Raw genomic sequence first — 22,340 nt, forward strand, 5'->3', positions numbered from 1 at the left:
GAGACCCGATGCACACCACTCCTGCTCCTGTCGTCGTCGCGGTCGGTCGGAAGTGCTCACTCGTGGCGATCGACTTCGCCGCTGCCGAGGCGCTGCGACACCACCGCGGGCTGCACCTGGTGCACGGCATGGACGTGGCGGCACTCGGACCGGATGCGGACAGCGCCGAGCTGGCCCGGGTCGAGGAGGAGGCCGGTGCGGTCCTCGGCGCTGCCGTCCGCCACGCGATGGCCGTCGTCGGTGGGCTGGTGCCGGTGACCTCGACGCTCTCCGAGGCGCCGGCGGTGTCCGCGGTCTACGCATCCGCGCACGACGCCCCCCTCGTCGTGGTGGGGCGGTGCCCGGAGTCACGGCTGACCCACCCCTACGTGCGCTCGGTGACGGGCGCCGTCGCGGCCCGCGTGCACGTGCCGGTGGTGTCGGTGCCCGACGACTGGGAGGACGACGATGCGCCACCGCACGTCGTGGTCGGGGTCGACCACCCCGAGCAGAGCGTGCCCGTGCTCCACGAGGCCTTCCAGGCCGCGCGGGACCGCCACGCGCTGCTGACCGTCGTGACCAGCCGGTGGGACCCGGCGGCGTACGTGCTGGACCCGGCGGCGTACGCCGCGGACCACGCCTGGCCGGAACGGCTGCGGGCCGGGGTCGAGGCGGTGCTGCCCGCGCTGCGGGCGGAGTACGACGAGGTGCCGGTGGAGATCCACGTCCGCAAGGCGCGGCCCGGCGAGGTGCTCATCGACGCGTCCCGGCACGCCTGCCTCCTGGTGCTCGGGCGCCACGACCCGGTGCTGCCGCGGGACTCCCATCTCGGCCCGATCGCACGCTCGGTGCTCGCGGAGGCGGCCTGCCCGGTCCTGCTGACCACGCCGCGCCGGCCGGCCCGGGTCCGGCGGGCGATCCATCTCGACCCACAACCGGCCTGACGTCTCCCGCGGGCGCCGTGCCGGATCCCCGCGCGCGTCGCCGGGTCGGCGGTGTGCCAGCAACCGTTCGGCGGGTGGGTTGGGTTGCCTGGGCACCGCTGGCCGGGCGGGACCGAGCCGGATCGACCCGCCGGCGCTCAGCTCCCGAGCGGGACGATCGCGACCGTGCAGGCGGACCGCTCGACGACGACCGGCGCGACCGAGCCGTAGACGAGCTCGTTGAGGAACGGCTTGCGCCGGTGGCCGACGACGACCAGTGCCGCGTCGTGGGAGGCGCGGATCAGTCGCTCGTCGACCATGCCGCGGGTCAGCTGGAGCTGGACCTCGACGCTGGGGTGCGCCTCGGTGTGTGGGCGGACCGCGCGGTCGAGCACCAGCCACTCGTCGTCCAGGCCGGGCTCACCGGGGGCGACGTCGCGGGCGCCCTCGGCGATCTTCACCGCGTCCCAGAAGCAGTGGAAGACCCGCAGCGGCAGCTTGCGCGTCTCGGCGAGGTCGAAGGCCAGGTCGAGGACGGCGGCGTCGCCGGGTTCGCCGGCGACCCCGGCCAGCACCCGGGCGGGACCGTCCGCGTGCTCCGGGTCGGGACGCACTACGACCACCGGGCAGGTCGCGTGCTTGACGAGCGCGCTGCTGACCGAGCCGAGGAGCAGGTGCCGCACCGGACCCAGGCCGCGGGTGCCGACCACGAGGAGCCGCGCCTCCGCGGACGCCTCGAGCAGCATCTGCCGTGCGTCGCCGAGCCGCACCAGGTGGTGGATCTCCACGTCGGGGTGCTCGGCACGGACCGGGGCGGCGGCCTGCTCCAACAGCACCCGGGCGTCGTCCTTGAGCAGCGCGGCCAGCCGATGGTGGTCGACGCCGGCCGCCTCCATCCAGCCGGTACCGGCCGGGGCCGGCGTCGGACCGACGTGCACCAGCACCAGTGGCCGGCCCTCGACGGCGGCCTGCTCGGCCGCCCAGCTGACGGCGTGGGTCGCGGAGGGGGAGCCGTCGACGCCGACGACGACGGAACCCGCGGGCGCGTGGGTGGTGGTCATGCCTCCACCATCGCCCAGCCGTCAGGGACCGGCCACGGCCGGAGGGCTCGGGGCCCGGGGACCAACGGCCCGGTCGGCGCCGGTCGGGGCTCGTTCGCCCGGTCTCTGCCCGGTCTGTGCCCGGTCAGTGCCCGGGCGCCTCGGCCACCAAGACGTCGGCCAGCGGGCGCCGAGGCGTCCGCGGCAGCGGGCTGCGGGCGATCTCCTGCCAGCCGATCCGGACCAGCAGCTGTGGGTGCAGCAGCCCGCCGAGCAGCTCGTGGTGGAGCGCCGTCCGGGTCTCGTCGACCTCGATCACCTGGCTCAGGGGCACCACCGAGAGGCCGTCGTTCATCGCATGCAGCCACAGCTGCCCGAGCGCCTCGCCGGTGCGCAGCCACGCCTCGGCGTCGTCGGTGTCCGTGGCGATCATCAGCAGGCCGTCGGAGGTCTCGATCGCGCCGCGAACATCGCCCTCGGCCGGCTCCTCGACGAAGCGGGAGGAGCGGCTGGGCGGCTGCGCTCCGGGTCCCGGCAGCAGGTCGCTGGGGATGCCGTCGACCTCGCTGCGGTCCAGCCAGGAGCGCTGCTCGTCGGCCAGCCGCCGATCGGCCTTCACGAGCGTCGTCGCCCGGCTGACCAGTAGCTCGACCCGGACCCGGTCGGGTGCCGCCGTCACGGGGACCACCCGGACCTGGTCCACGCCCACTGACGCGGCCAGCCTGGCCAGGCGCTCCGGAGGGACCGGCCAGGAGGTGAAGCGCCGCCGATCGGTACGCCGCTCCTGCAGTGCCTGGAGATCCTGGACAGCCTCGTAGAGCTGGCGGCCCGGGCGCAGGTGCAGCGTCGCGAGCAGGTCGGGGTCGCCGGGGTCGGGCAGCCGGGTGATCTCGGCCGACCAGCCGTGGGCCCGGGCGGCCACGGTGGCCTGGTGCAACGCCGCGCCGCAGCTGATCGTCAGGTTCCGGCCGTCCGGGTCGGCCACGGCGAGCTGGCGCGCCCGGTCGGCGTACAGATCCACGCGCGCAGCGGAGGCGCGCCACCGCCAGGGCTGGGTGTTGTGGATGCTGGGCGCGCGCAGGGCCGCCTCGGCGACCCGCAGGCCAGCCGTGGTGTCCGGGCGCGCCGCACTCCCGGCCCCTGACGTCACGGCCGCCTCCTGGGTTCTGGACATGGGTGCACCCCCCTCGAGTGCTCAACGATGGGCGCCACCGGGGCACGGGACCAGAGACCTAGGTCCCGAGACCTGGTGAGCGGGAACGAAAGATGGAAGGAGCTCAGTCGACCCGGACCTCGATCACGCCGGGCACGGTGTGGGCCACCACCTGCGCGAGCGAGCGCTCGGGCGCGCCGCTGGGCCCGGAGACGCTGACGATGCCCTCGGTGACCTCCACGAGCCAGTCGGGGTGCCCCAGGGAGCGCAGCAGCTCGTCGATGTCCGCGGCGATCACGTCGTCGGCGCGGGCCAGGACCTGGACCACGTCGCTGCGGCTGACGACCCCGACCAGGCGGCCCTCGTCGTCGACGACCGGCAGGCTCTTGACCGCCGTCGAGGTCATCACGTCCACGGCCCGCGCCAGGTCGTCGTTGCGACGTACCGACACCGGGTGCCGGGTGTAGACCTCCTCGACCGTGCGCGGCGGGAAGACGGGCTCGATCGTGACCGGGCGCTCCTGGGCGCGCGGGTCCGGGGCGACGACGTCGCGGATCAGGTCGGCCTCGCTGACCACGCCCTGCAGGCGGCCGGCGCCGTCGACGACCGGCAGGCAGGTGATCCCGAACTCGGCCAGGCGCGAGAGCGCCGCCTTGACCGTGGTCGAGGGACGCACCGTCATCGGCTCCGGTGTCATCAGGTCCTGCACCAGCATCGTGCTCTCCCTCCTTGGATTCGGCCTCGGGTCCAGCCTTGGGTCCGGCCTTGGATCCGACGGGTCCGTCGGTCCTGTCTCCAGCCTCCGGTGTGCGGGGCTGCGGACCCAGGGACAAAGGTCCCCCGGACCGGGGGCCATCGACAGGCAACATCGAACGCCGCGCCACCTAGGTTGAAGAACATGGAGGACCACGGCACGAGCGGGAAGATCACCGTCTACCTGCTCGACGACCACGAGTTGGTGCGCCGGGGCATCCGGGAGCTGCTGGAGAGCGAGGGCGACATCGTCGTCATCGGCGAGTCCGGCCTGGCTGCCGAGGCCGCGCGGCGCATCCCCGCCCTCCGCCCCGACGTCGCCATCCTCGACGGTCGGCTGCCCGATGGCTCCGGCATCGACGTGTGCCGCGACGTGCGCTCGGTCGACCCGGGCATCGCGGCGCTGATCCTCACGTCGTACGACGACGACGAGGCGCTGTTCTCCGCGATCATGGCCGGTGCCGCCGGCTACATCCTCAAGCAGGTCAAGGGCACCGACTTCGTCGAGACGGTCCGTCGGGTGGCCGCCGGCCAGTCGATGCTGGACCCGGCGGTGACCGCCCACGTCCTCGACCGGCTGCGCGCCGGGCCGCGGATGGACCCCTCGATCGAGCAGCTGACCGCCCAGGAGCAGCGCATCCTCGAGCTGATCGGCCAGGGCATGACGAACCGGCAGATCGCCGCCCACCTGTGCCTCGCCGAGAAGACCGTCAAGAACTACGTCTCCTCGATGCTCGCCAAGCTCGGCCTCGAGAGCCGCACCCAGGCGGCCATCTTCGCCACCAAGCACCTCGGGGTCTGACCCGGCGGGAGGGTCGCGGGTCGACGCCGGCGGGTCAGGTGCCGTGGGCGCCGTAGAGGCGCCGGCCACTGACCTCGTGGACGTCGACGCGGACGAACAGCGTGCGGGTCCCGCTCGGCCACACCTCCAGGCCGATCAGCATGTCCGGGACGTCGTGGGCGTCGACGAGCTCGGCGGTGCCGACGACCACGACGCTCCACCCGGCCCGGGTGGTGGGGTCGATCTCGTCGACCTCGACCACGACCCGCTGCCCGTGGCACTCGCGGGCGAGCGTGGAGTCGGGGGTGGTGCGGAACCACACGGCGCCGGCGACGACGGTGTAGTTGACCGGTACGACGGCCACGCCCTCCGGGCCGATCCACGCGACGCGTGCGATGTGAACCGACTCCAGGAGGTTCCAGCAGTCGTAGGAGAGGAGGGTGGCCAACCGGCCCTCGGACTCGGGTCGTGTCGTCATCTCGATCCCTCCATCGTGCTGGAGATGGTGCTGGGCGCCCGGCCCTGAGGGCCCGGTGCTCCCCCAAACCTGCCGTGTGTGGGCGGACACCTCCCAGGCCGTAGCGACCCCGTCTTGCGGGACCTTGGTCCCTGGGCGGGAAGGGAGTTGATAGCGTTTCGGGAGGCCCGAGCTGACAGGGAGGGTGGCATGCAGCTGCCGCGGCACGCGGGGTCGCCGGACGACCCCGTCCACCTCGGCTCGGAGCTGGCCGGGACCGGGTTCGACGAGCTCCTGCGCGAGGTGCTGCTGCGGGTCCACGGGGTGCTCGACGACCGGGCCCGGTGGCGCCTGCTCCTCGACGCCGTGGTCACGATGGCGGCCGACCTCTCCCTCGACGACCTGCTCACCCGCATCGTGGAGATCGCCAGCGACCTGGCCGGTGCCCGCTACGCCGCGCTCGGAGTGCTCGGCGCCGGTGAGGACCGGCGGCTCCAGACGTTCGTCACCCACGGCGTGACCGGTGCGCAGCACCACGACATCGGCGATCTGCCGACCGGTCACGGTCTGCTCGGCCTGATCATCGACCAGCCCGAGCCGTTGCGCCTCCACGACATCGCCGAGCACCCTGCGTCGTACGGCTTCCCGCCGCACCATCCGCCGATGCGGTCCTTCCTCGGCGTCCCCGTGCGGATCCGCGACAAGGTGTTCGGGAACCTCTACCTCACCGAGAAGGTCGGCGACGGCGACTTCACCGAGCAGGACGAGGAGATCGTCGTGGCCCTGGCCGCGGCCGCCGGCGTGGCGATCGAGAACGCCCGGCTGCACGAGGAGTCGGCACGCCGGGAGCGGTGGCTCGCGGCGACCGCGGAGATCACGGCCCGGCTCGCCGGCCCGGGCGGGCACGAGGACGCCCTGCAGATCGTCGCCGACCACGCGCGCGAGCTCGCCGTGGCCGACGTGGCCTGGATCGTGGCGGGGCCGGGGGTCGAGGCCCTGCGGGTGCGCGTCGTGTCCGGCGAGAAGGCCGACCCGGTGGTGATGGACAACGTCGACCTCGAGACCTCGCTGACCAGCAGCGTCGTGCGGACCGCGACCCCGGTCGCCGTCGAGGACATCGGTGCGGACCCCCAGGCCGTGAACGTGCCCAAGGCGCTCGGGTGGCCGCGGATCGGCCCCGCGATCATCGTGCCACTGCGCGGCACGACCGCGGCCCAGGGCGTGCTCGCCCTCGGCTGGAAGCCGGAGAACCTGATGGCCTTCCACGCCGTCGACCCGACGCTGCCGGCCAGCTTCGCCGAGCAGGCTGCACTGGCTCTCGAGGTGACCCAGGCCCGCGAGGACCGACAGCGGCTGGTGCTCTTCGAGGACCGCGATCGCATCGGCCGCGACCTGCACGACCTGGTGATCCAGCGGCTGTTCGCGGTCGGGCTGAGCCTGCAGAGCAGCGCGCGCGCGGCCGGCTCGCCGGAGCTCACCGCGAAGCTGGACGCCGCCGTGGACGACCTCGACACGACCATCCGCGACATCCGGCGCACGATCTTCGCGCTCGGCTCGGCAGAGAACGCCTCGGACATCCAGGCGGAGGTCACCCGGATGGTGGACCGCGCGGCAGGGACGCTGAAGTTCCGCCCCGCGCTGCGCTTCGAGGGCCCGGTGCGCACCCGGGTCGGCACCGAGGTGGCGCCCGACGTGCTCGCCGTGCTCACCGAGGCGCTCTCCAACGCCGCCCGGCACGCACGAGCCACCTCGGTCTCGGTCGAGCTGGCGGTCCTCGACGGGATCCGCCTGACCGTGACCGACAACGGGCGCGGGATGCCCGAGGACGTGCCCCAGAGCGGCTTGTCGAACATGCGGCAGCGCGCCGAGCGGCGCGGCGGCCGCTGCACGATCACGTCACGGCCCGGTGAGGGCACGACCGTCGAGTGGTGGGTCCCCTCCTGACCGCGTCTCGCGTCGGCTTCGTCGCCGCGCGGGCCGCGGTGGTCGCTCGTGGGGTCGGTGCTCCGACGATGTGGTTGCGAGGCTGCCCTTCGGGCAGATGATGGCGACCTCTTAGCTGGCCGCTACGTCGGCGTCACCGGTCCGCCAGCGGCGGGCGGCCTGCGCGACCTCCCGGGCCCAGGTCACCGCATGGTCGAGCTCGCCGGCCACGAGCGGGCCCTTGACGTCGTGCACGAGGAACGGCGTGGGCCGGGAGACGAGGTGGTAGCCGCGCCGGGCGAGCAGGTGGCAGGCCCGCGTGGAGGCGGCCTTCGGGAGGCTGCGCACCTTGGTGACCCGGGTGTCGAACGCGGCCGCCGCGCGGCCGCGGGCCTCGTCGCGCGGTCCCATCGCGCCGATCCATTCCCGGATGCCGGTGCTGGCGAGCTCCGGCCTGGCACCCTGGCGCACCGCGTCCTGACGGGTCGACGGCCGGCTCAGCGAGAAGGCGTGGGTCGGCGCGCCGACCACGAGGAGGTCGAAGGTCGCGTCCTTGGCCGGCGGGGCATGCCGGACGTCCACGAGCTCGGTGACGACACCTTCGGCACGCAGGCCGTCGGCGACGGCCGCGGCCACGTCCTGGGTCGAGCCGAACATCGACTCGTAGACGACCAGGGCCCGGAGCGTCGCGGGCGCAGGCTGCTCGGTGACGGCGTCCGGGTGGGGCTGGGTGCTCATCGTGATGACTCCTGCCGGCGGTCGGTTTCGTCAACTTTCAATGTGTGCACGAAGACTCCGTCGCCGCACGGGCCGAGGGACCACCGGGTGCGGGCCCTAGGTCCCTGTTGCCGCCCGCCGGAGACGCGGAGATTGGCAGGAAGAGGACCGGAGCAGAGGAGGCCGCCGATGTCCGCCGCCGGCGCGCGCGGCGGCGCCTGACCGGGAGTAGGACCGAGGAGGAGACGACATGCTCGAGATCGAACCCAGGAAGGTCCTGCTCTGCGTGGGCGACGAGGACGTCGACGGGGCGCTCGGGTACGCCGTCGCCGAGGCCCGCCGTCGGGAGGTCGGGGTGCACCTGCTGCACGCCGTACCCGGGATGTCCGTGGGCGCCGACCCGACCGCGATGGTGATCGAGGGTGACGCCCTCTGCGCCCAGGGCGGGCGGATCCTGACGGCCGTGGCCGGGCGGCTGGAGAAGGAGCTGGGCGAGCTGCCGGTGAGCACCGAGCTGCAGACCGGCCCGGTCGTCCGGGTGCTCACGGCGGCGAGCCGGCACGCGGGCGTGGTCGTGCTGCAGCGCCAGCGGATGGGACGCCCCGGCCGGATCCCCACGCTGTCGGTCACGAACGCCGTGGCCGCGCACGCCGCCGTCCCGGTCGTGGCGGTCCCGGCGAGCTGGGAGCCCGACGCCGAGCGCGACCCGGTCGTCGTCGCGGGCCTCGGCGACGCCGAGCTCGCGCCGGACGTGGTGCGCACCGCGCTCGCCGAGGCCGCCCGCCGTGGCGGACGGGCCCGGCTGCTGCACGCGTGGCACTACTCCGACGCCTACGACGACCTGGTCTTCGCCGGGGCTGGAGCGGAGGACCACGAGGCCCGCCTGCTCCGCGAGCTGGAGGCCGGCCTGGCACCGCTCCTCGCCGAGCACCCGGACGTGCCCGTGGAGCTGGTTCCCGTCCACGCCCGCCCGGCCGACGTCCTCGTGGCCGAGTCGCACACCGCTGGGGTGGTCGTGCTCGGTCGGCACCGCTCCTCGATGCCGTGGGGGCCGCACCTCGGCTCGGTGGTGCGGGCCGTGCTGCGCGAGTCGCGCTCGCCGGTGCTCGTGGTCGACCCCTCCCCGGCGCGCACCGAGTAGGTCGACTCGGCGCGTCCTGCCTGCGCGGGCGGCTCGGCAGTGTCTCCGTGGCCGGGTTGCGCGTGGTCGGGGCGGGGCCGGCGGTGTGCCAGCAACCGGTCGGGGGTCGGGTTCGGTTGCCTGGGCACCGCTGGCCGGCCGCCGGCTCGCCCGCCCTCCGGCTCGCCCGCCCGCACCACCCCCGGCCAGGAGCCGCCGGCCCGGTCGGGCCGAAGGGCCCGGGCGCGGCGGGCGCTCGGCCCTGCTGCCGAGCCGGGTCGCGCACGACGATGAGGGCAGACGGAACGACCGTCAGGTTCGCCAGAGCCGGACACCAGGGAGGTCAGCCATGACCACACAGCCACGTCCCGTGGTCATCGGGGTCGACGGGAGCGACGCGAACGCCGGTGCGCTGCGCTACGGCGTCGAGGAGGCCAGGCGGACCGGGGCGATCGTGAAGCTGATCCACGTGGTTCCCGACTACGTCCCGATCTCCCCGATGATGCCGCTGACGCCGTCCGAGCTGACCGAGACCGGCACCGCGGTGCTCACCCACGCGGAGGCCCAGGTACGCGAGCTGGCTCCCGACCTGGTGGTCGAGGGCTGGCTGCACCACGGCACCCGGCCGGTGCAGCTCGCGAACGCCGCCGAGGACGCCCAGGTGGTCGTGGTCGGCCGGGACAACCGGCCGCTGCTGGAACGGCTGCTGCGCGGCGACACCGCCGCCGGCGTCGCCGCCCGGGCCTCGGTGCCGATGGTGCTGGTGCCCGCCGACTGGACCCCGGCCCCGCCGCGCGGCGTGGTGCTGGTCGGCGTGAAGTCGCCGTCCCACTCGACGGCGCTGCTCGGCGACGCGATGGCGCTCGCCGCCGAGCGCCGGGCGAAGCTCGTGGTCCTGCACGCCTGGAAGCTGCCCAGCGGGTACGACGACATCATCGAGTCCCGGGTCGCCGCCGACGACTGGCGGCGCCAGTCGTTCGACGAGATGGCGGCGCTGCTGGCCGAGTGGCGCGTGACCTTCCCGGAGGTCGAGGTCGAGGTCCGGGTCGTCCACGACCATCCGAGCTTCGCGCTGGTCGAGGGCTCGCTCGAGGCCGACGTCGTCGTGCTGGTACGCCGCGCCCACGGCGTGCCCGCGGCCACCCACCTGGGTGGTACGGCGCGCGCGGTGCTGCGCTCGGCGCACTGCCCGGTCCGGGTGGTCCCGCCGAACGCGGTCGGTCCCGTTCCGGGCCTGGTGCTCGAGCAGGCCGGGGCGATCCGGAAGTGAACGGTCCGGCGGGCGCCCTGGGGCTGACCGCCGCCGAGGCCGCCGAGCGGTTGCGCGAGCACGGGCCGAACCTCCCGCCGCGGGCCCGCCCGCGGCGGCTCCTGGGCCGGATCCTGGACCAGCTGCGGGACCCGATGATCCTGCTCCTGCTCGGGGCGTTCGTCGTCATCGTCGCGCTCGGCGACGTGGCCGACGCCTCGATCATCGCGGCCGTCGTCGTGCTCAACACCACCATCGGCGTGGTGCAGGAGGTGCGCGCGGCCAACGCGCTGGCTGCGCTGGACCGGATGGCCGCCCCGTGGGCCACCGTGCTGCGCGACGGCGAGCTGAGCCGGATCCCGGCGCCCGACGTGGTGACCGGCGACCTGATCCGGTTGGAGGCCGGCGACGTGGTCCCCGCCGACGGCGAGCTCGTCGAGGCCGCCGGGCTGCAGGTCGACGAGTCCGCGATGACCGGGGAGTCGGTGCCGGTCATCCGCGGCCCGGGCGAGGAGCTGCTCGCCGGCACCGTGCTGACCCGCGGCAGGGGCTTCGCGACCGTCAGCCGCACGGGCGGCGACAGCGGTCTCGGCCGGATCGCCGCGCAGATCGCGGCGGCCGGGGTGCGACCGACGCCGCTGCAGCAACGGTTGTCGAAGCTGTCGCGCCAGCTGGTCGTGCTGACCCTCGCGATCGCGGCCCTGGTGCTGCTGCTGGGTGTGCTGCGTGGCGAGCCGCTCGACGACATGGTCATCCTCGCCGTCAGCCTCGCCGTCGCCGCGATCCCCGAGTCGCTGCCGGCGGTGGTCACCATCGCGCTCGCCCTGGGTGCCTACCGGATGGCCCGCCGTTCGGCCCTGGTCCGGCGACTGCCCGCGGTCGAGACCCTCGGCTCCGTCACGGTCCTCGCCTCGGACAAGACCGGCACCCTCACCGAGGGCCGGATGGTCGTCCAGGAGCTCTGGTCCCCGCACGGGACGTGGCGGGTGACCGGGCAGGGGTACGCCGTCGACGGCGCGCTGGTGGCCCAGGGCCCCGACGTCGTACCGGCCGAGCTGGACGCGCTCGCCCGTGACCTGGTCCTCTGCAACGATGCCCGGCTCGGCGGACCCCGCGACGGCTCCTGGGAGGTGGTCGGCGACCCGATGGAGGCGGCCCTCCTCGTGGCGGTGGCCAAGCACGACCCGGCCGCGCTGGACGCGGCCGCCAGGTGGGAGCGCGTCGACGAGACGCCGTTCGACAGCGAGACCAAGCGGATGACCACCGTGCACCGGTCCGTCGACGGCGAACGGCCCTGGCTGGTGGTGTGCAAGGGCGCCCCCGAGGCGGTGATCGGGCTGCTCGCCGACCGCGCGGTCGCCGCTGCGGCCCACGAGGCGGCGACCGCGCTCGCCGAGCGCGGCTTCCGAGTGCTCGCCGTGGCCGACCGGAGGGCACCCGAGCGCCCCGACGGCACCGACCACGGGCTGGTGCTGCGCGGCCTCGCCGCGCTGGCCGACCCGCCGCGGACCACCGCGGAGGAGGTCGTGCGGGCCTGCCGGGAGGCCGGGATCCGGACCGTGATGATCACCGGAGACCACCCCGCGACGGCTCGCGCGATCGCCGACCAGCTGACGCTCACCAGGGAGGGCCCCGAGCTCGCCGAGGGCGCCGAGATCGGCCGCGGCGAGCACGCCGGCCGGGTGGACCGGATCGGCGTGTACGCCCGGGTCCGGCCCGAGCACAAGGTCGACATCGTCGACGCCTGGCAGCGCCGCGGCGACGTGGTCGCCATGACCGGCGACGGGGTCAACGACGCGCCGGCGCTGCGCCGCGCCGACATCGGGATCGCGATGGGCGATCGTGGCACCGAGGTTGCGCGCCAGGCCGCCGACCTGGTGCTCGCCGACGACGACCTCCGCACGGTCGTCGTGGCCGTCGGCGAGGGCCGACGGATCTACGGCAACATCCGGCGGTTCCTCCGCTATGGGCTCTCCGGCGGCTTCGCCGAGGTGCTGGTCCTGATGGCCGGCCCGTTCGTCGGGATCCCGATCCCACTGGGACCCGGGCAGATCCTCTGGATCAACATGATCACCCACGGGCTGCCCGGAGTCGCGTTCGGCGGGGAGCCACCGGACCCGGCCGACATGAAGCGCCCCTCGCCGTCGCCGGAGCAGTCGGTGCTCGGTCGGGGCCTGCTGCGCCAGATCCTGGTCGCGGGCACGCTGATCGGGATCGTCGCCCTCGCCGCCGGCCTGCTGGCGCCCGACAGCCACCGCCAGACCTGGGTGTTCCTCACCCTCGGGCTCGCCCAGCTGGGCGTCGCGCTGTCGCTGCGCGCCCCCCGCGGCGGCCTGCAGTGGCGCTCGCGCGGGCTCGAGGTCGCGGTCCTGATCGCCGCCGCGCTGCAGGTGCTCGCGGTCGCGTGGTCCCCGCTGCGCGACCTGCTGCGCACCGACACGGTGCCCGCGGCCGACGCGCTGCTCGTGCTGGCGCTCAGCGCCGCACCGGGTCTCGTGCTCGGGTTGTGGCAGCGGTTCAGTGCTCGCTGGGGTTCAGCCAGCGACCGGTGATCTCGTCGACGTCGATGACGACGGTCGCCGACCGGGGCCCCCGCGGCCACGGCTGAGGTCCGGCCTCGTCCTCGCGCTCGCCGTACCGCACCTCGGCACGGCCGCGCGCGAGCACGCTCCAGCCGGTGTGCGTGGCCTCGTCGATCCGGTCGACCTGGAACGCGACCCGCTCCACGTCGGCCTTCTGCACCATCGCGGAGTACGCCGCCGTGCGGATCTTGATGGTCCGGCCGTCGACCACGAAGTTCACCGGCACGACCACCGGGCCTCCGGTGGTCGACCAGGCGATCCGGCCCACCGGCGCCGTCGTGAGCAGCTGCCAGCACTCCTCGACCGGCAGGTCCACGAGCTGTCCACGGTCCGTCCTGTCCATGACTCCTCCTCCGTCGTGCCCGGTACCGAGTAAACCCGACCCGTCCAGCCGGCCGCGGGTACCACGGCCCCTGGGCGGAGGACCTACGTCTCTCCCGTGCTCCGAGGACGCGGAGCATGGTGGGCGGTGAGGGCGAAGGAGGTCGGTCATGGACGAGACCGAGATCGGTGTCCTGGTGGCGGTCGGACCCGGCGGGATCGGCGCGGGCGCCCTGGAGGTGGCTGCCTCCGAGGCGATCCGTCTCGGCGTGGGCGTCGAGCTGCTGCACGTGGCCCACCAGCTGGTCGTGCCCGTGCCCACCCAGCTCCGGCCCGAACAGGCCGTCGACCGGGAGCTGACCCGCGTCGGTCGCGAGGCGCTCACGGTGGCCGCCGAGCGGGTCCGGGGTCTCGTCGAGGGGCGGGTCCCGGTCACCACCGAGATCGTCGACGGCTCCGCGCCGCGCACCATCGTCGAGCGCAGCGGCGAGATGCGGCTGGTGGTCCTCGAGGCCCGCGAGATCGGGGCGGTCGGTCGACTCGTGACCCGCTCGGTCTCCACCCACGTGGCCGCGCACGCGCGTGTCCCGGTCCTGGTGGTTCCGCGCGGCTGGTCCGCTTCGGTCGGCGGCGACCTGCCCGTCACCGTGGGGGTCGACGAGCCGATCGACGCCAAGCACCAGGTGCTCGAGGCCCTGGAGCTCGCCCGGGACACCGGGCGCCAGGTGGTCGTCCTCCACGCCACCTGGATCGCCGAGCCCTACCAGGGGGCGGCGCTCGCCGGCTATCCGCGCAAGCAGTGGCTCGACGACGCCCGCGCCGAGCTCGAGACGGCTCTCGGCGACGTGACGACCACCGCGGACTCGGTGACCTGCGACGTCCACTGGGCGCGCCCCGTCGAGGCGCTGGTCCGCGCGACGCAGCGCTCGTCCGTGCTGGTCCTCAACCGCCGCTCGGCGGAGCGCCCACTCGGGCCGCACCTCGGCCCGATCACGCGCGCGGTCCTCCACCACGCCGAGTGCCCTGTCCTGGTCGTCGATCGGGGGTACTGAGCGGGGCGCCGAGGTGGAGCGACGGGCCGATGAGCGTGCGGGGCCGGGCCCAACGGGGCAGCCCGGCCCCGCCGGTCGGCGCACCGAGGGCGCCGGTCGACAACTGAGACGAGGTGCCAGATGAGCAGCCCGGTCCTGACGTTCCTGGGTGCGGCCGAGTCGGTGACCGGCAGCAAGTTCCTCGTGGACACCCACAGCTCGCGCACGTTGGTCGACGCGGGGCTCTACCAGGGCCTGGCCGACCTGCGCCGCCGCAACTGGACGCCGTTCCCGGTCCCGGCGTCCGGGCTCGGGTCGGTCGTGGTGACGCACGCGCACCTCGACCACTGCGGCTTCCTCCCGCGCCTGGTGAAGGAGGGCTTCGACGGCCCGATCCTCTGCTCACCCGACACCGCGGAGCTCGTGGAGATCGTGCTGCGCGACAGCGCCCACCTGCAGGAGGAGGACGCGCGCCAGGCCAACGCGGGCGGCTACTCCAAGCACCGTCCCGCGCTGCCGCTCTACGACCTCGAGGACGTCGAGCGCACGCTGCCGCTCCTGACGCCGACGGACTTCGGGACCGCCGTCGACCTGGCCCCCGACGTCCGGGCGGAGCTGCGCCCCGCCGGCCACATCCTGGGGTCGTCCACCGTGCTCCTCGACGCCGCCGGCCGGCGCACCCTGTTCAGCGGCGACCTCGGCCGCGACCACCACCCGATCCTGCGTGCGCCCGCCGACCCACCCGCGGCACACGTGGTCGTCGTGGAGTCGACGTACGGCGACCGGCGCCACCCCGCCACCGACGCCGAGGTGCTCGCATCGGCCGTGCGCCGCACCATCGGCCGCGGTGGGACCGTGCTGGTGCCGGCGTTCGCAGTCGACCGCACCGAGCTGGTGCTGCTCGAGCTGCACCGGCTGATGGAGGCCGGCGAGGTGCCGCGGGTCCCGGTCCACCTCGACAGCCCGATGGCGTTGCGAGCCCTGACCGTCTACCGCGAAGCCCTCGACACCGGGTCCGTGCAGCTGCGCCCCGACCTGGACCAGGTCCGCGCCGCCCTCGGCGCGATGCACGTCGATGCCGTCCCGGACGTGGCCGGGTCGATGCGGCTCAACCGGCCCGGAAAGCCCTGCATCGTGGTCTCGGCGTCGGGCATGGCCACCGGCGGCCGCGTCGTGCACCACCTCGCGCACCAGCTCCCGGACCCGCGCAACACCGTCGTGCTCACCGGCTACCAGGCCGTCGGCACCCGCGGGCGCCAGCTCCTGGACGGCGCCCGCCAGGTGAAGATGCACGGGCGCTACGTGCCCGTCCGGGCCGAGATCGTCGATGTGCCGTACTTCTCGGTGCACGCCGACGCCGACGACATCGTCGGCTGGCTGGGCCGCGCCCCCGAGCCGCCCGAGATCGTGTACGTCGTGCACGGCGAGCCGGCCGCCTCGGCGGCGCTGGCCCGGCGGATCACCGAGGACCTCGGCTGGCCGGCGGTGGTGCCGCGGCTCGGCGAGCGGGTCCGGCTGGACTGAGCCCGCGCGGCCGATGATGACCGTCGCCCGAGTCCGAGGGACCTTGGGCCCTGACCCCGAGACGAGCAGTGGGGGTTCCCTTGACCCACGACCCACACGACGACCCGCACGACGGGCGGAGGCGACACGATGACACAACAGCAGCTCACCGAGGATCAGCCGATGGTGGAGCTCACCGTCGAGGAGTGCTGGGACCTGCTCTCGCAGACCGAGGTGGGCCGCCTGGCCTACCGCCTGGTCGACGAGATCCACCTGATACCGATCAACTACGCGGTCGAGGGGCGCACGATCCTGTTCCGCACGGCCGAGGGCAACAAGCTGCTGGCCGCCGAGATGCACTCGGAGGTCGCCTTCGAGATCGACTGGGTCGGCGACGACTCCGCCTGGTCGGTCATGGTGCGCGGCCACCTGCGCCACCTCGACGAGGGCGAGCAGCACCGGCTCTCCGGGCTGCGGATCCACCCGTGGATCCACTCGTTCAAGTACGACCACGTCGAGCTGGCGCCCGCGATCGTCACCGGTCGCCGGTTCCTGCTCCACAAGGAGGACGACGAGGACGACTGACCGATCCGGTCAGCGCGGCCGCTCCATCTCCGGGCGGTAGCTGCCGTACCGCGCCGCGCCGTTGAGCGCGGCACGTTCGAGCAGCGCGGCCTGGGCGGCGTCCCGGTTGCGCTCGTCCCCGCCCCACGCCTCGAGCACCGGCGCCTGCAGCGCCCGGCCGAAGGAGAAGCTCAGCTGCCAGGGCTGGGAGCCGTGCCGGTTGATCGCGTCGAGCCGGGCGGTGGCCTGCTGGTGCGTCTGACCGCCGGAGAGGAACACGATGCCGGGTACGGCGACCGGCACCGACTCACGCATCGCGGTGACGGTCCGGGTCGCGATCGTCTCGTCGTCGACCTGGTCGGGGCACTCCGCGCCCGGCAGCACCATGTTCGGCTTGAGGAGGGTGCCCTCGAGCAGCACCCGCTGCTCGGCCAGCTGGTCGTAGACCGCCCACAGCACGGCGACCGTGACCTCGGCGCACCGGTCGATGGTGTGCGACCCGTCCATCAGGACCTCGGGCTCGACGATCGGCGCGAGACCGGCCTCCTGCGCGAGCGCGGCGTAGCGGCCCAGTGCGTGGGCGTTCGCCTCGATGCAGGTCCGCGTCGGCCGGCCCTCACCGACCTTGATGACCGCGCGCCACTTGGCGAACCGGGCACCCAGCTCGACGTACTCGGCGCAGCGCCGCCGCAACCCGTCGAGCCCCTCGGTGACCACCTCGCTGGGGAAGCCGGCCAGGTCGGCCGTGCCGGCGTCGACCTTGATGCCCGGGATCATCCCGGCGCCGGCGACCAGCTCGCCGAACGGGACCCCGTCGTCGGTGCGTTGGCGCAGCGTCTCGTCGTAGAGGATGACCCCGCTGATGTGCTCGGACAGGCCGGGCGCCGTCAGCAGGAGCTCGCGGTAGGCGCGGCGCACCGGCTCGGTCGACTCGACGCCGATCGCCGCGAGCCGCTTGGCGATCGTCGGGGTGCTCTCGTCGGCGGCGAGGATGCCTTTCCCGGGCGCGACCAGCGCCTCCGCCGTGCTGACCGTGGAGCTGCGCGTCATCGCCACCGCCTCCTCGCCCGCCCGCCCGGGCCGGCCGGACGCTGCGGGTCGGCTTGAGCGCCCGGTCCCCTCCAGGGTGGCTCAACTGCCGGGCGAGCGCCACGGACGAAGGTCTGCGCCACCGGGGGATCTTCGGCCTCGGGTCGCCGCAGGCCCGTGGTGACGAGCATCCCCCGGGTCGCGGGACCTTGGCCTCTGCGCGGTGGAGCCGCCGGCGCGGACGCTCGGAGTGACGGGTCGGACGTGGCCTGTCGACCGGGCGCGACGACGGGAGGTCCGATGCCCACACCGACGTCCACACCGACGCCGGCACCCACACCGACGCCGGCGCCGGCGGACGTGCTGCTGCGCGACGGCACGATCGCGGTGATCCGACCGCTGTGCCCCGGGGACCTCCCCGGGCTGCTCGAGCTCCACGAGAGCGTGTCCGACGACAGCCTCCGGCTGCGGTTCTTCAGCCCCAGCCGCTACGCGGCGAGGGAGTACGTCGAGCACCTGCGAGATGCGCCGGACACCCGCGCCCTGGTGCTCGAGCGGGACGGCCGGATCTGCGCGCTCGCCACGGCCGAGCCGGTCGAGCCGGGGGCGGCCGAGGTGGCCTTCCTGGTCGCCGACGACCTGCACGGCCTGGGCGTGGGCAGCCTGCTGCTCGAGCACCTCGCCGCGGTGTGTCGGGAGTGCGGCGTGCGGCGCTTCCTCGCGGAGGTGCTGTGGGAGAACCGCGCCATGCTCGACGTCTTCATCGACGCCGGCTTCGCGGTGGTCCGGCGCAACGAGGGTGCCAGCGTCGCGGTGGAGATGGACACCGTGGCCTCCGCCGAGGCGGTCGCCGCGGCCGATCACCGCGAGTGCCAGGCGGAGACCCGCTCGCTGCAACCGTTGCTCTACCCGCGGTCGGTCGCCGTGGTCGGCGCGCGCGCCGACGGCAGCGGCGTGGGCGCGGCGATCCTGCGCTCGGTGGTGGCGGGTGGCTACGCCGGCGACCTGTACGTCGTGCATCCGCGGGCCCGGGAGGTCGAGGGCGTCACCGCCGTACGCCGCCTGGGCGAGCTGGCGACGCCGGTCGACCTGGTCGTGATCGCGGTGCCGGCCACCCGGGTCCTGGCCGCGCTGGAGGATGCCGCCGACGCATCCGTCCCGGCCGCGGTGATCGTGACCTCGGGCTTCAGCGAGATGGGGGAGGAGGGGACCCGGCTCCAGCGGCAGATCCTCGCGCTCGCGCGGCGGCGCAGCGTCCGGGTGGTCGGCCCCAACTGCCTCGGCCTGATGAGCCTGGATCCCGAGGTGCGCCTGAACGCCACGTTCAGCGGCTCGGTGCCGCCGCCGGGCGGCCTGGCCGTGGCCTCCCAGTCCGGGGGAGTGGGCATCGTGCTCGCCGACACCGCCCAGGAGCTCGGGCTCGGGGTGGCCTCCTTCGTCTCGCTCGGCAACAAGGTCGACGTGTCCAGCAACGACCTGCTCGCCGCCTGGCGTGCCGACCCGCGGGTGACGGCCGCCGCGCTCTACCTGGAGTCGTTCGGCAACGCCCCGAAGTTCGCCCGCTTCGCCCGCCGCTTCGCCGAGCGCAAGCCGCTCCTGGCGGTCGTGGGCGGTCGCTCGTCGGGTGGCCGGCGGGCCGGTGCCTCGCACACCGCCGCCGCGGCGTCCTCGTCGATCGCCGTCGACGCGCTCTTCGCGCAGGCCGGCGTGATCGGCTGCGACGGTGCCGACGACATGGCGGAGACGGCGCTGCTGCTGGCCGAGCAGCCGCTGCCGCGAGGCCGCCGGGTCGCCGTGCTCACCAACGCCGGCGGGACCGGGGTCCTCGCCGCGGACGCTGCCGACGCCTTCGGCCTCGCCGTGCCGGAGCTGTCCGCGCGCCTGCGCACCGAGGTCGCCCGGCACATCGTCGGGACCACCGGCACCGGCAACCCGGTCGACACCGGCGCGGCGGTCCCGGCGCGCGACCTCGGCGCGGTCGCCGACCTGCTGCTCGGGTCCGACGAGGTCGACGCGGTGCTGGTGCTCCTGGTCGCCACCGGCGCCAACGACGCGGTGGCCGGCATGCACGCGGTCGCCGCGGTCCGCGAGCGGCACCCGGACAAGCCGTTGGTGCTGGTCCCGATGGGCGGGCTGCGGATGCCCGCCGCCGGGCTGGCCGGGGTCACGACCTATCGCAACCACACCGCCGCGCTGCGCGCGCTGTCCCGGGCCGTGCGGTACGCCGAGTGGCGCGCGCACCCGCCCACGGACGCCGTCGCCGTCGACCGGGACCGCGCCGAGGACGCGCGGCTGGCCGCCGCCGCGCTGCTCGGCGCCGCGACCGACGAGCTCGGCTGGCTCTCGGTCGCCGACGCGACCGGGTTGCTGGCGGCGTACGGCCTGGACCCGCTCGGCGAGGTCGTGGTCGGTGCCGACGCGGCCGTCGAGGCAGCGGGCTGGCTGGGCTACCCGGTCGCGGTGAAGGTCGCCGGCCGGGAGGTCCCGCACAAGAGCGAGCGCGGCCTGGTCAAGGTCGGTCTCGCCTCGCCGGAGGAGGTCGCCGCGGCGATCGCCGGGTTCGAGCAGGAGCTGGGCGAGACCGCCGTGCCGGTCCTGGTGCAGAACGTCGCCTCCGGGGTCGAGATCGCCCTGGGCGTCGTGCGCGACCCCCGGTTCGGTCCGCTCGTGATGGTGGCCGCCGGTGGGGTGGCCGTCGAGGTCTGGAAGGACCGCACGTTCCTGCTGCCGCCCGTCACCCGCAGCGACGCGCAGCGGGCGGTCCGGTCCCTGCGGATCTGGCCGCTGCTCGAGGGCTACCGCGGGTCGCCGCCCGCGGACGTCGACGGCCTCGTGGACCTCCTGGTCGAGCTCGGCGCGCTCGCCGAGGACGTCCCGCAGATCGCCGACGTGGACCTCAACCCGGTGCTGGTCGGGCCGGAGTCCTGCGCGGTGGTCGACGTCAAGGTGCGCCTGGACCGCAGCGCGGTTCCCGACCCGGGCATCCCGCGCCGGCTGCGCCCCGGCAGCTGAGGCGGGCGACGGCGGGGTGGGCGGGCCCTAAGCCCCTGTCCCGGCGCGGGCGGAGGGTCCACCCTGGAGGTGGGACCTCTCGAGGAGGTGCGTGCGATGCCGGATCCGGAGCACACCACCGAGCACACCGCGGTGCTGGTCGGAGTCACCGACGAGGAGGACGTCCACGCGGCGCTGGTGTTCGCCGTCGCCGAGGCTCGCTGGCGCGGGGCCGGGATCCACCTGGTCCACGTGACGCCCCGGGTGCCGCTCGGGCCGGTCGGTCAGGACGAGGTCGACGGCGCTGGTCGCGACCTTCTCGAACGGACCGCTGCGGCGGTGCGCGCCGAGCTCGCCGGGGGACTCGAGATCACCACCGAGCTCGTCCACGGGTCGGTTGCGCCGGCCCTGGTCGACGCATCGGTCCGGGCCGGGCTGGTCGTCGTGCAGCACCAGCGGATGGGCCGGCCGGGGCTGGTCGTCACCCTGTCGGTGACGAACCCGGTCGCGGCCCTGTGCGGGGTCCCCGTGGTGGCGGTGCCCGCCGCGTGGCGCGAGGACCATGCGGGCCCGATCACCGTCGGCGCCGACGACGGCGACGGCGCCCCGGTCGTGGTCGGTGCCGCCCTCACCGAGGCCCGCATCCGCGGCTGCGGCGTACGCGTGCTGCACGCCTGGCACTACCGCGACCCCTATGACCAGCTGGTGTTCGACGAGCCCGCGGGGGAGGCGCACACCGACGAGCGGCGCCGGCTCCTGGCCGACCAGCTGGCCCCGGTGCTGAGGGTGTACGACGACGTGCCGACCGAGTTGGTCGTCGTGCACGAGCGCGCGGCCGAGGCGCTGGTCCGGGCGGGTGAGCGGAGCTCGCTGCTGGTGGTCGGGCGGCACCGGCACACGATCCCGCTGGGCCCCCACCTCGGCTCCGTGGTGCGCGCCGTGCTGCGGCACGCGACCTGTCCGGTGATGGTGGTCGACCCGGTACCGCGGACCGGCTGAGCGGGACCGGGCGCGACCCGATCGCGCCCCTGAGCCTTTGGTCCTCGGGTCCCGGCGCCCGCCGTGTCGCGTGGCCCGGGCCACCTCGGGGCCAAGGTCCCCGACGGTCGTGGCCCCGGGCCCTGAGCGGGCGCGTCCTGCCGGGACGACCCTGGGGTGTCGGGGTCCGGGCCCTCCGGGCCCCTCCGGGGAGGGCGTGATGGAGCTGCCGACCGGGTTCGACGCCGAGGACCTGGGCGAGGTCCTCGACGCGCTCCCGTCGCTGGTCGCGTACGTCGACGCCGCGGGCGGTCTGCGCTACGCGAACGCGGCATCCCGGTCCTGGCTGCACCGGACACCCGCTGAGGTCGTCGGGCGCCCGGTGGAGCAGCTGCTCGACGAGGCCGGGTGCGCGTCGACCCATGACCGGCTCCTCGCCGCCCTCGCGGGCACCACCCAGCGCTTCGAGCGCTCGCTCCCGCTGGACGAGGGTCGGGTGCGGCACGCGCTGATCGAGATGGTCCCGCGGTGTCGCGGGGACCGCTCCGACGGGTGCTACGTGCTGGTCACCAACATCACCCGGCGCGTCGAGGCCGAGGCCGGGCACGCCGCCAGCGTGGTGCGCTCGGCGCTGCTGACGGAGCGGAACGCGCGGGCGGCCGGCGTCAGCGACTCGGCACTCCAGGAGCTCTTCGCGATCGGGCTCCAGCTCGATCGGATGGTGCGCCACCCCGAGTCGGCGACCGCCGAGGCAGCCCCGATCCTCGAGCACCTCGCGCGCACCGTCGACGCCCTGCGCGGCTCGGTGCGGCACCTGATCGTCGAGTCCCAGCCGGGCTCCACGTCCGGGGCGGTGCGCTACGTGGTCGAGCTGTGGTCGGGCGGCCCGGTCGGCTTCGAGGGGCCGGTCGACGACCTGGCGCCGGAGGTGGCGCACGAGCTGCTCGGTGCGCTGAGCGAGATCCTCGCGGCCGCCGCCCGGCACGACCCCGAGGGGATCGCCGTGCACGTGCGGGTGGCCGGTGGAGTGCTGGTGGCGGTCGTGACGGTCCAGGGCGGCCGCCGCGGCGACGGCCCCGTGGGCACCGACGTCGAGGCCCTCGGGCCGCGGACCCTGCGACCGGGCGCGACGATCACCGTGGTCGGTGACGACCTCGCGCGCACCCTGATCACCTGGCGCCGCCCGGTCGGCTGACCCCGCAGCGGAGCGGCGGGTGTCGCCGCCGACCGCGCCATCCCCTGTCGT

The 22,340-nt window shown here is 74.7% G+C and carries 19 protein-coding genes; 12 read left to right on the forward strand and 7 right to left on the reverse strand.

Translation table 11 applies throughout. The features are described from left to right. The first annotated feature begins 8 nt into the window (after positions 1 to 8). Positions 9 to 923 carry a universal stress protein gene (locus NOCA_RS06445; RefSeq protein ID WP_011754458.1) on the forward strand — a complete coding sequence of 305 codons (915 nt, stop codon included), beginning with the start codon at positions 9 to 11 and terminating at the stop codon, positions 921 to 923. 137 nt (positions 924 to 1,060) lie between these two features. On the opposite strand, the gene NOCA_RS06450 is transcribed toward NOCA_RS06445, so the two are convergent. The 3 genes from NOCA_RS06450 to NOCA_RS06460 all read right to left on the reverse strand — a co-directional run bounded on the left by NOCA_RS06450 (position 1,061) and on the right by NOCA_RS06460 (position 3,810). Then, positions 1,061 to 1,963 carry a universal stress protein gene (locus NOCA_RS06450; RefSeq protein WP_011754459.1) on the reverse strand — a complete coding sequence of 301 codons (903 nt, stop codon included), beginning with the start codon at positions 1,961 to 1,963 and terminating at the stop codon, positions 1,061 to 1,063. A 124-nt stretch (positions 1,964 to 2,087) separates the two neighbouring features. Then, the gene (locus tag NOCA_RS06455) at positions 2,088 to 3,116 is read right to left on the reverse strand and encodes an Acg family FMN-binding oxidoreductase (RefSeq protein WP_011754460.1); all 1,029 of its coding nucleotides are present in this window, start codon (positions 3,114 to 3,116) and stop codon (positions 2,088 to 2,090) included. A 103-nt stretch (positions 3,117 to 3,219) separates the two neighbouring features. Further along, entirely contained in the window at positions 3,220 to 3,810 is a 591-nt protein-coding gene (locus NOCA_RS06460; RefSeq protein ID WP_011754461.1) for a CBS domain-containing protein, read from the reverse strand. Between the two features lie 183 nt (positions 3,811 to 3,993). Between NOCA_RS06460 and NOCA_RS06465 the strand changes: the two genes are divergently transcribed. After that, complete coding sequence (locus NOCA_RS06465) at positions 3,994 to 4,650, forward strand: response regulator (RefSeq protein ID WP_011754462.1); 657 nt, start codon at positions 3,994 to 3,996, stop codon at positions 4,648 to 4,650. A gap of 34 nt (positions 4,651 to 4,684) precedes the next feature. On the opposite strand, the gene NOCA_RS06470 is transcribed toward NOCA_RS06465, so the two are convergent. Continuing rightward, positions 4,685 to 5,107, reverse strand: a complete 423-nt coding sequence (locus tag NOCA_RS06470; RefSeq protein WP_011754463.1) for a pyridoxamine 5'-phosphate oxidase family protein — start codon at positions 5,105 to 5,107, stop codon at positions 4,685 to 4,687. Between the two features lie 189 nt (positions 5,108 to 5,296). On the opposite strand from NOCA_RS06470, the gene NOCA_RS06475 reads away from it, so the two are divergent. Further along, positions 5,297 to 7,030 carry a sensor histidine kinase gene (locus NOCA_RS06475; protein WP_011754464.1) on the forward strand — a complete coding sequence of 578 codons (1,734 nt, stop codon included), beginning with the start codon at positions 5,297 to 5,299 and terminating at the stop codon, positions 7,028 to 7,030. A gap of 111 nt (positions 7,031 to 7,141) precedes the next feature. Here NOCA_RS06475 and NOCA_RS06480 read toward each other — a convergent pair whose 3' ends face one another. Next, positions 7,142 to 7,747 carry a flavodoxin family protein gene (locus tag NOCA_RS06480; RefSeq protein WP_011754465.1) on the reverse strand — a complete coding sequence of 202 codons (606 nt, stop codon included), beginning with the start codon at positions 7,745 to 7,747 and terminating at the stop codon, positions 7,142 to 7,144. A 229-nt stretch (positions 7,748 to 7,976) separates the two neighbouring features. Between NOCA_RS06480 and NOCA_RS06485 the strand changes: the two genes are divergently transcribed. The 3 genes from NOCA_RS06485 (at position 7,977) to NOCA_RS06495 (ending at position 12,647) form a co-directional block, all read left to right on the forward strand. Continuing rightward, positions 7,977 to 8,867, forward strand: a complete 891-nt coding sequence (locus NOCA_RS06485) for a universal stress protein (protein ID WP_011754466.1) — start codon at positions 7,977 to 7,979, stop codon at positions 8,865 to 8,867. A 328-nt stretch (positions 8,868 to 9,195) separates the two neighbouring features. Further along, entirely contained in the window at positions 9,196 to 10,116 is a 921-nt protein-coding gene (locus tag NOCA_RS06490; RefSeq protein ID WP_011754467.1) for a universal stress protein, read from the forward strand. Then, complete coding sequence (locus NOCA_RS06495) at positions 10,113 to 12,647, forward strand: cation-translocating P-type ATPase (RefSeq protein ID WP_011754468.1); 2,535 nt, start codon at positions 10,113 to 10,115, stop codon at positions 12,645 to 12,647. Before NOCA_RS06490 ends, NOCA_RS06495 begins: the two co-directional genes overlap by 4 nt. Here the strand turns inward: NOCA_RS06495 and NOCA_RS06500 are convergent. Next, positions 12,613 to 13,020: a pyridoxamine 5'-phosphate oxidase family protein gene (locus NOCA_RS06500; RefSeq protein ID WP_011754469.1), complete on the reverse strand. Its 408-nt coding sequence runs from the start codon at positions 13,018 to 13,020 to the stop codon at positions 12,613 to 12,615. The genes NOCA_RS06495 and NOCA_RS06500 overlap by 35 nt on opposite strands. 148 nt (positions 13,021 to 13,168) lie before the next feature. Between NOCA_RS06500 and NOCA_RS06505 the strand changes: the two genes are divergently transcribed. The 3 genes from NOCA_RS06505 (at position 13,169) to NOCA_RS06515 (ending at position 16,117) form a co-directional block, all read left to right on the forward strand. Then, a complete protein-coding gene (locus NOCA_RS06505) occupies positions 13,169 to 14,050 on the forward strand; it encodes a universal stress protein (protein WP_011754470.1) in 882 nt (293 codons plus the stop codon). 120 nt (positions 14,051 to 14,170) lie between these two features. After that, positions 14,171 to 15,553 carry an MBL fold metallo-hydrolase RNA specificity domain-containing protein gene (locus NOCA_RS06510; RefSeq protein WP_011754471.1) on the forward strand — a complete coding sequence of 461 codons (1,383 nt, stop codon included), beginning with the start codon at positions 14,171 to 14,173 and terminating at the stop codon, positions 15,551 to 15,553. A gap of 129 nt (positions 15,554 to 15,682) precedes the next feature. Next, positions 15,683 to 16,117, forward strand: a complete 435-nt coding sequence (locus NOCA_RS06515) for a pyridoxamine 5'-phosphate oxidase family protein (RefSeq protein WP_011754472.1) — start codon at positions 15,683 to 15,685, stop codon at positions 16,115 to 16,117. A 9-nt stretch (positions 16,118 to 16,126) separates the two neighbouring features. Here the strand turns inward: NOCA_RS06515 and NOCA_RS06520 are convergent, their stop codons facing one another. Continuing rightward, positions 16,127 to 17,146: a class I fructose-bisphosphate aldolase gene (locus NOCA_RS06520; RefSeq protein ID WP_011754473.1), complete on the reverse strand. Its 1,020-nt coding sequence runs from the start codon at positions 17,144 to 17,146 to the stop codon at positions 16,127 to 16,129. Positions 17,147 to 17,425: 279 nt separating this feature from the next. On the opposite strand from NOCA_RS06520, the gene NOCA_RS06525 reads away from it, so the two are divergent. From NOCA_RS06525 to NOCA_RS06535, 3 genes are all read left to right on the forward strand, one after another. Beyond that, the gene (locus NOCA_RS06525) at positions 17,426 to 20,137 is read left to right on the forward strand and encodes a bifunctional acetate--CoA ligase family protein/GNAT family N-acetyltransferase (protein ID WP_083768079.1); all 2,712 of its coding nucleotides are present in this window, start codon (positions 17,426 to 17,428) and stop codon (positions 20,135 to 20,137) included. 96 nt (positions 20,138 to 20,233) lie between these two features. Further along, entirely contained in the window at positions 20,234 to 21,115 is an 882-nt protein-coding gene (locus NOCA_RS06530; RefSeq protein WP_011754475.1) for a universal stress protein, read from the forward strand. 199 nt (positions 21,116 to 21,314) lie between these two features. Next, positions 21,315 to 22,289 carry a PAS domain-containing protein gene (locus NOCA_RS06535; RefSeq protein WP_041546306.1) on the forward strand — a complete coding sequence of 325 codons (975 nt, stop codon included), beginning with the start codon at positions 21,315 to 21,317 and terminating at the stop codon, positions 22,287 to 22,289. Positions 22,290 to 22,340 lie beyond the last annotated feature (51 nt).

Source organism: Nocardioides sp. JS614, from assembly GCF_000015265.1.
In the GTDB taxonomy this organism is placed as follows: Bacteria; Actinomycetota; Actinomycetes; order Propionibacteriales; family Nocardioidaceae; genus Nocardioides.

Bases quoted from the DNA above. Each gene is read 5' to 3' on its own strand.
- NOCA_RS06445 (WP_011754458.1), top strand. From the start codon at position 9: ATGCACACCACTCCTGCTCCTGTCGTCGTCGCGGTCGGTCGGAAGTGC.
- NOCA_RS06450 (WP_011754459.1), bottom strand. From the start codon at position 1,963: ATGACCACCACCCACGCGCCCGCGGGTTCCGTCGTCGTCGGCGTCGAC.
- NOCA_RS06455 (WP_011754460.1), bottom strand. From the start codon at position 3,116: ATGTCCAGAACCCAGGAGGCGGCCGTGACGTCAGGGGCCGGGAGTGCG.
- NOCA_RS06460 (WP_011754461.1), bottom strand. From the start codon at position 3,810: ATGCTGGTGCAGGACCTGATGACACCGGAGCCGATGACGGTGCGTCCC.
- NOCA_RS06465 (WP_011754462.1), top strand. From the start codon at position 3,994: ATGGAGGACCACGGCACGAGCGGGAAGATCACCGTCTACCTGCTCGAC.
- NOCA_RS06470 (WP_011754463.1), bottom strand. From the start codon at position 5,107: ATGACGACACGACCCGAGTCCGAGGGCCGGTTGGCCACCCTCCTCTCC.
- NOCA_RS06475 (WP_011754464.1), top strand. From the start codon at position 5,297: ATGCAGCTGCCGCGGCACGCGGGGTCGCCGGACGACCCCGTCCACCTC.
- NOCA_RS06480 (WP_011754465.1), bottom strand. From the start codon at position 7,747: ATGAGCACCCAGCCCCACCCGGACGCCGTCACCGAGCAGCCTGCGCCC.
- NOCA_RS06485 (WP_011754466.1), top strand. From the start codon at position 7,977: ATGCTCGAGATCGAACCCAGGAAGGTCCTGCTCTGCGTGGGCGACGAG.
- NOCA_RS06490 (WP_011754467.1), top strand. From the start codon at position 9,196: ATGACCACACAGCCACGTCCCGTGGTCATCGGGGTCGACGGGAGCGAC.
- NOCA_RS06500 (WP_011754469.1), bottom strand. From the start codon at position 13,020: ATGGACAGGACGGACCGTGGACAGCTCGTGGACCTGCCGGTCGAGGAG.
- NOCA_RS06505 (WP_011754470.1), top strand. From the start codon at position 13,169: ATGGACGAGACCGAGATCGGTGTCCTGGTGGCGGTCGGACCCGGCGGG.
- NOCA_RS06510 (WP_011754471.1), top strand. From the start codon at position 14,171: ATGAGCAGCCCGGTCCTGACGTTCCTGGGTGCGGCCGAGTCGGTGACC.
- NOCA_RS06515 (WP_011754472.1), top strand. From the start codon at position 15,683: ATGACACAACAGCAGCTCACCGAGGATCAGCCGATGGTGGAGCTCACC.
- NOCA_RS06520 (WP_011754473.1), bottom strand. From the start codon at position 17,146: ATGACGCGCAGCTCCACGGTCAGCACGGCGGAGGCGCTGGTCGCGCCC.
- NOCA_RS06525 (WP_083768079.1), top strand. From the start codon at position 17,426: ATGCCCACACCGACGTCCACACCGACGCCGGCACCCACACCGACGCCG.
- NOCA_RS06530 (WP_011754475.1), top strand. From the start codon at position 20,234: ATGCCGGATCCGGAGCACACCACCGAGCACACCGCGGTGCTGGTCGGA.
- NOCA_RS06535 (WP_041546306.1), top strand. From the start codon at position 21,315: ATGGAGCTGCCGACCGGGTTCGACGCCGAGGACCTGGGCGAGGTCCTC.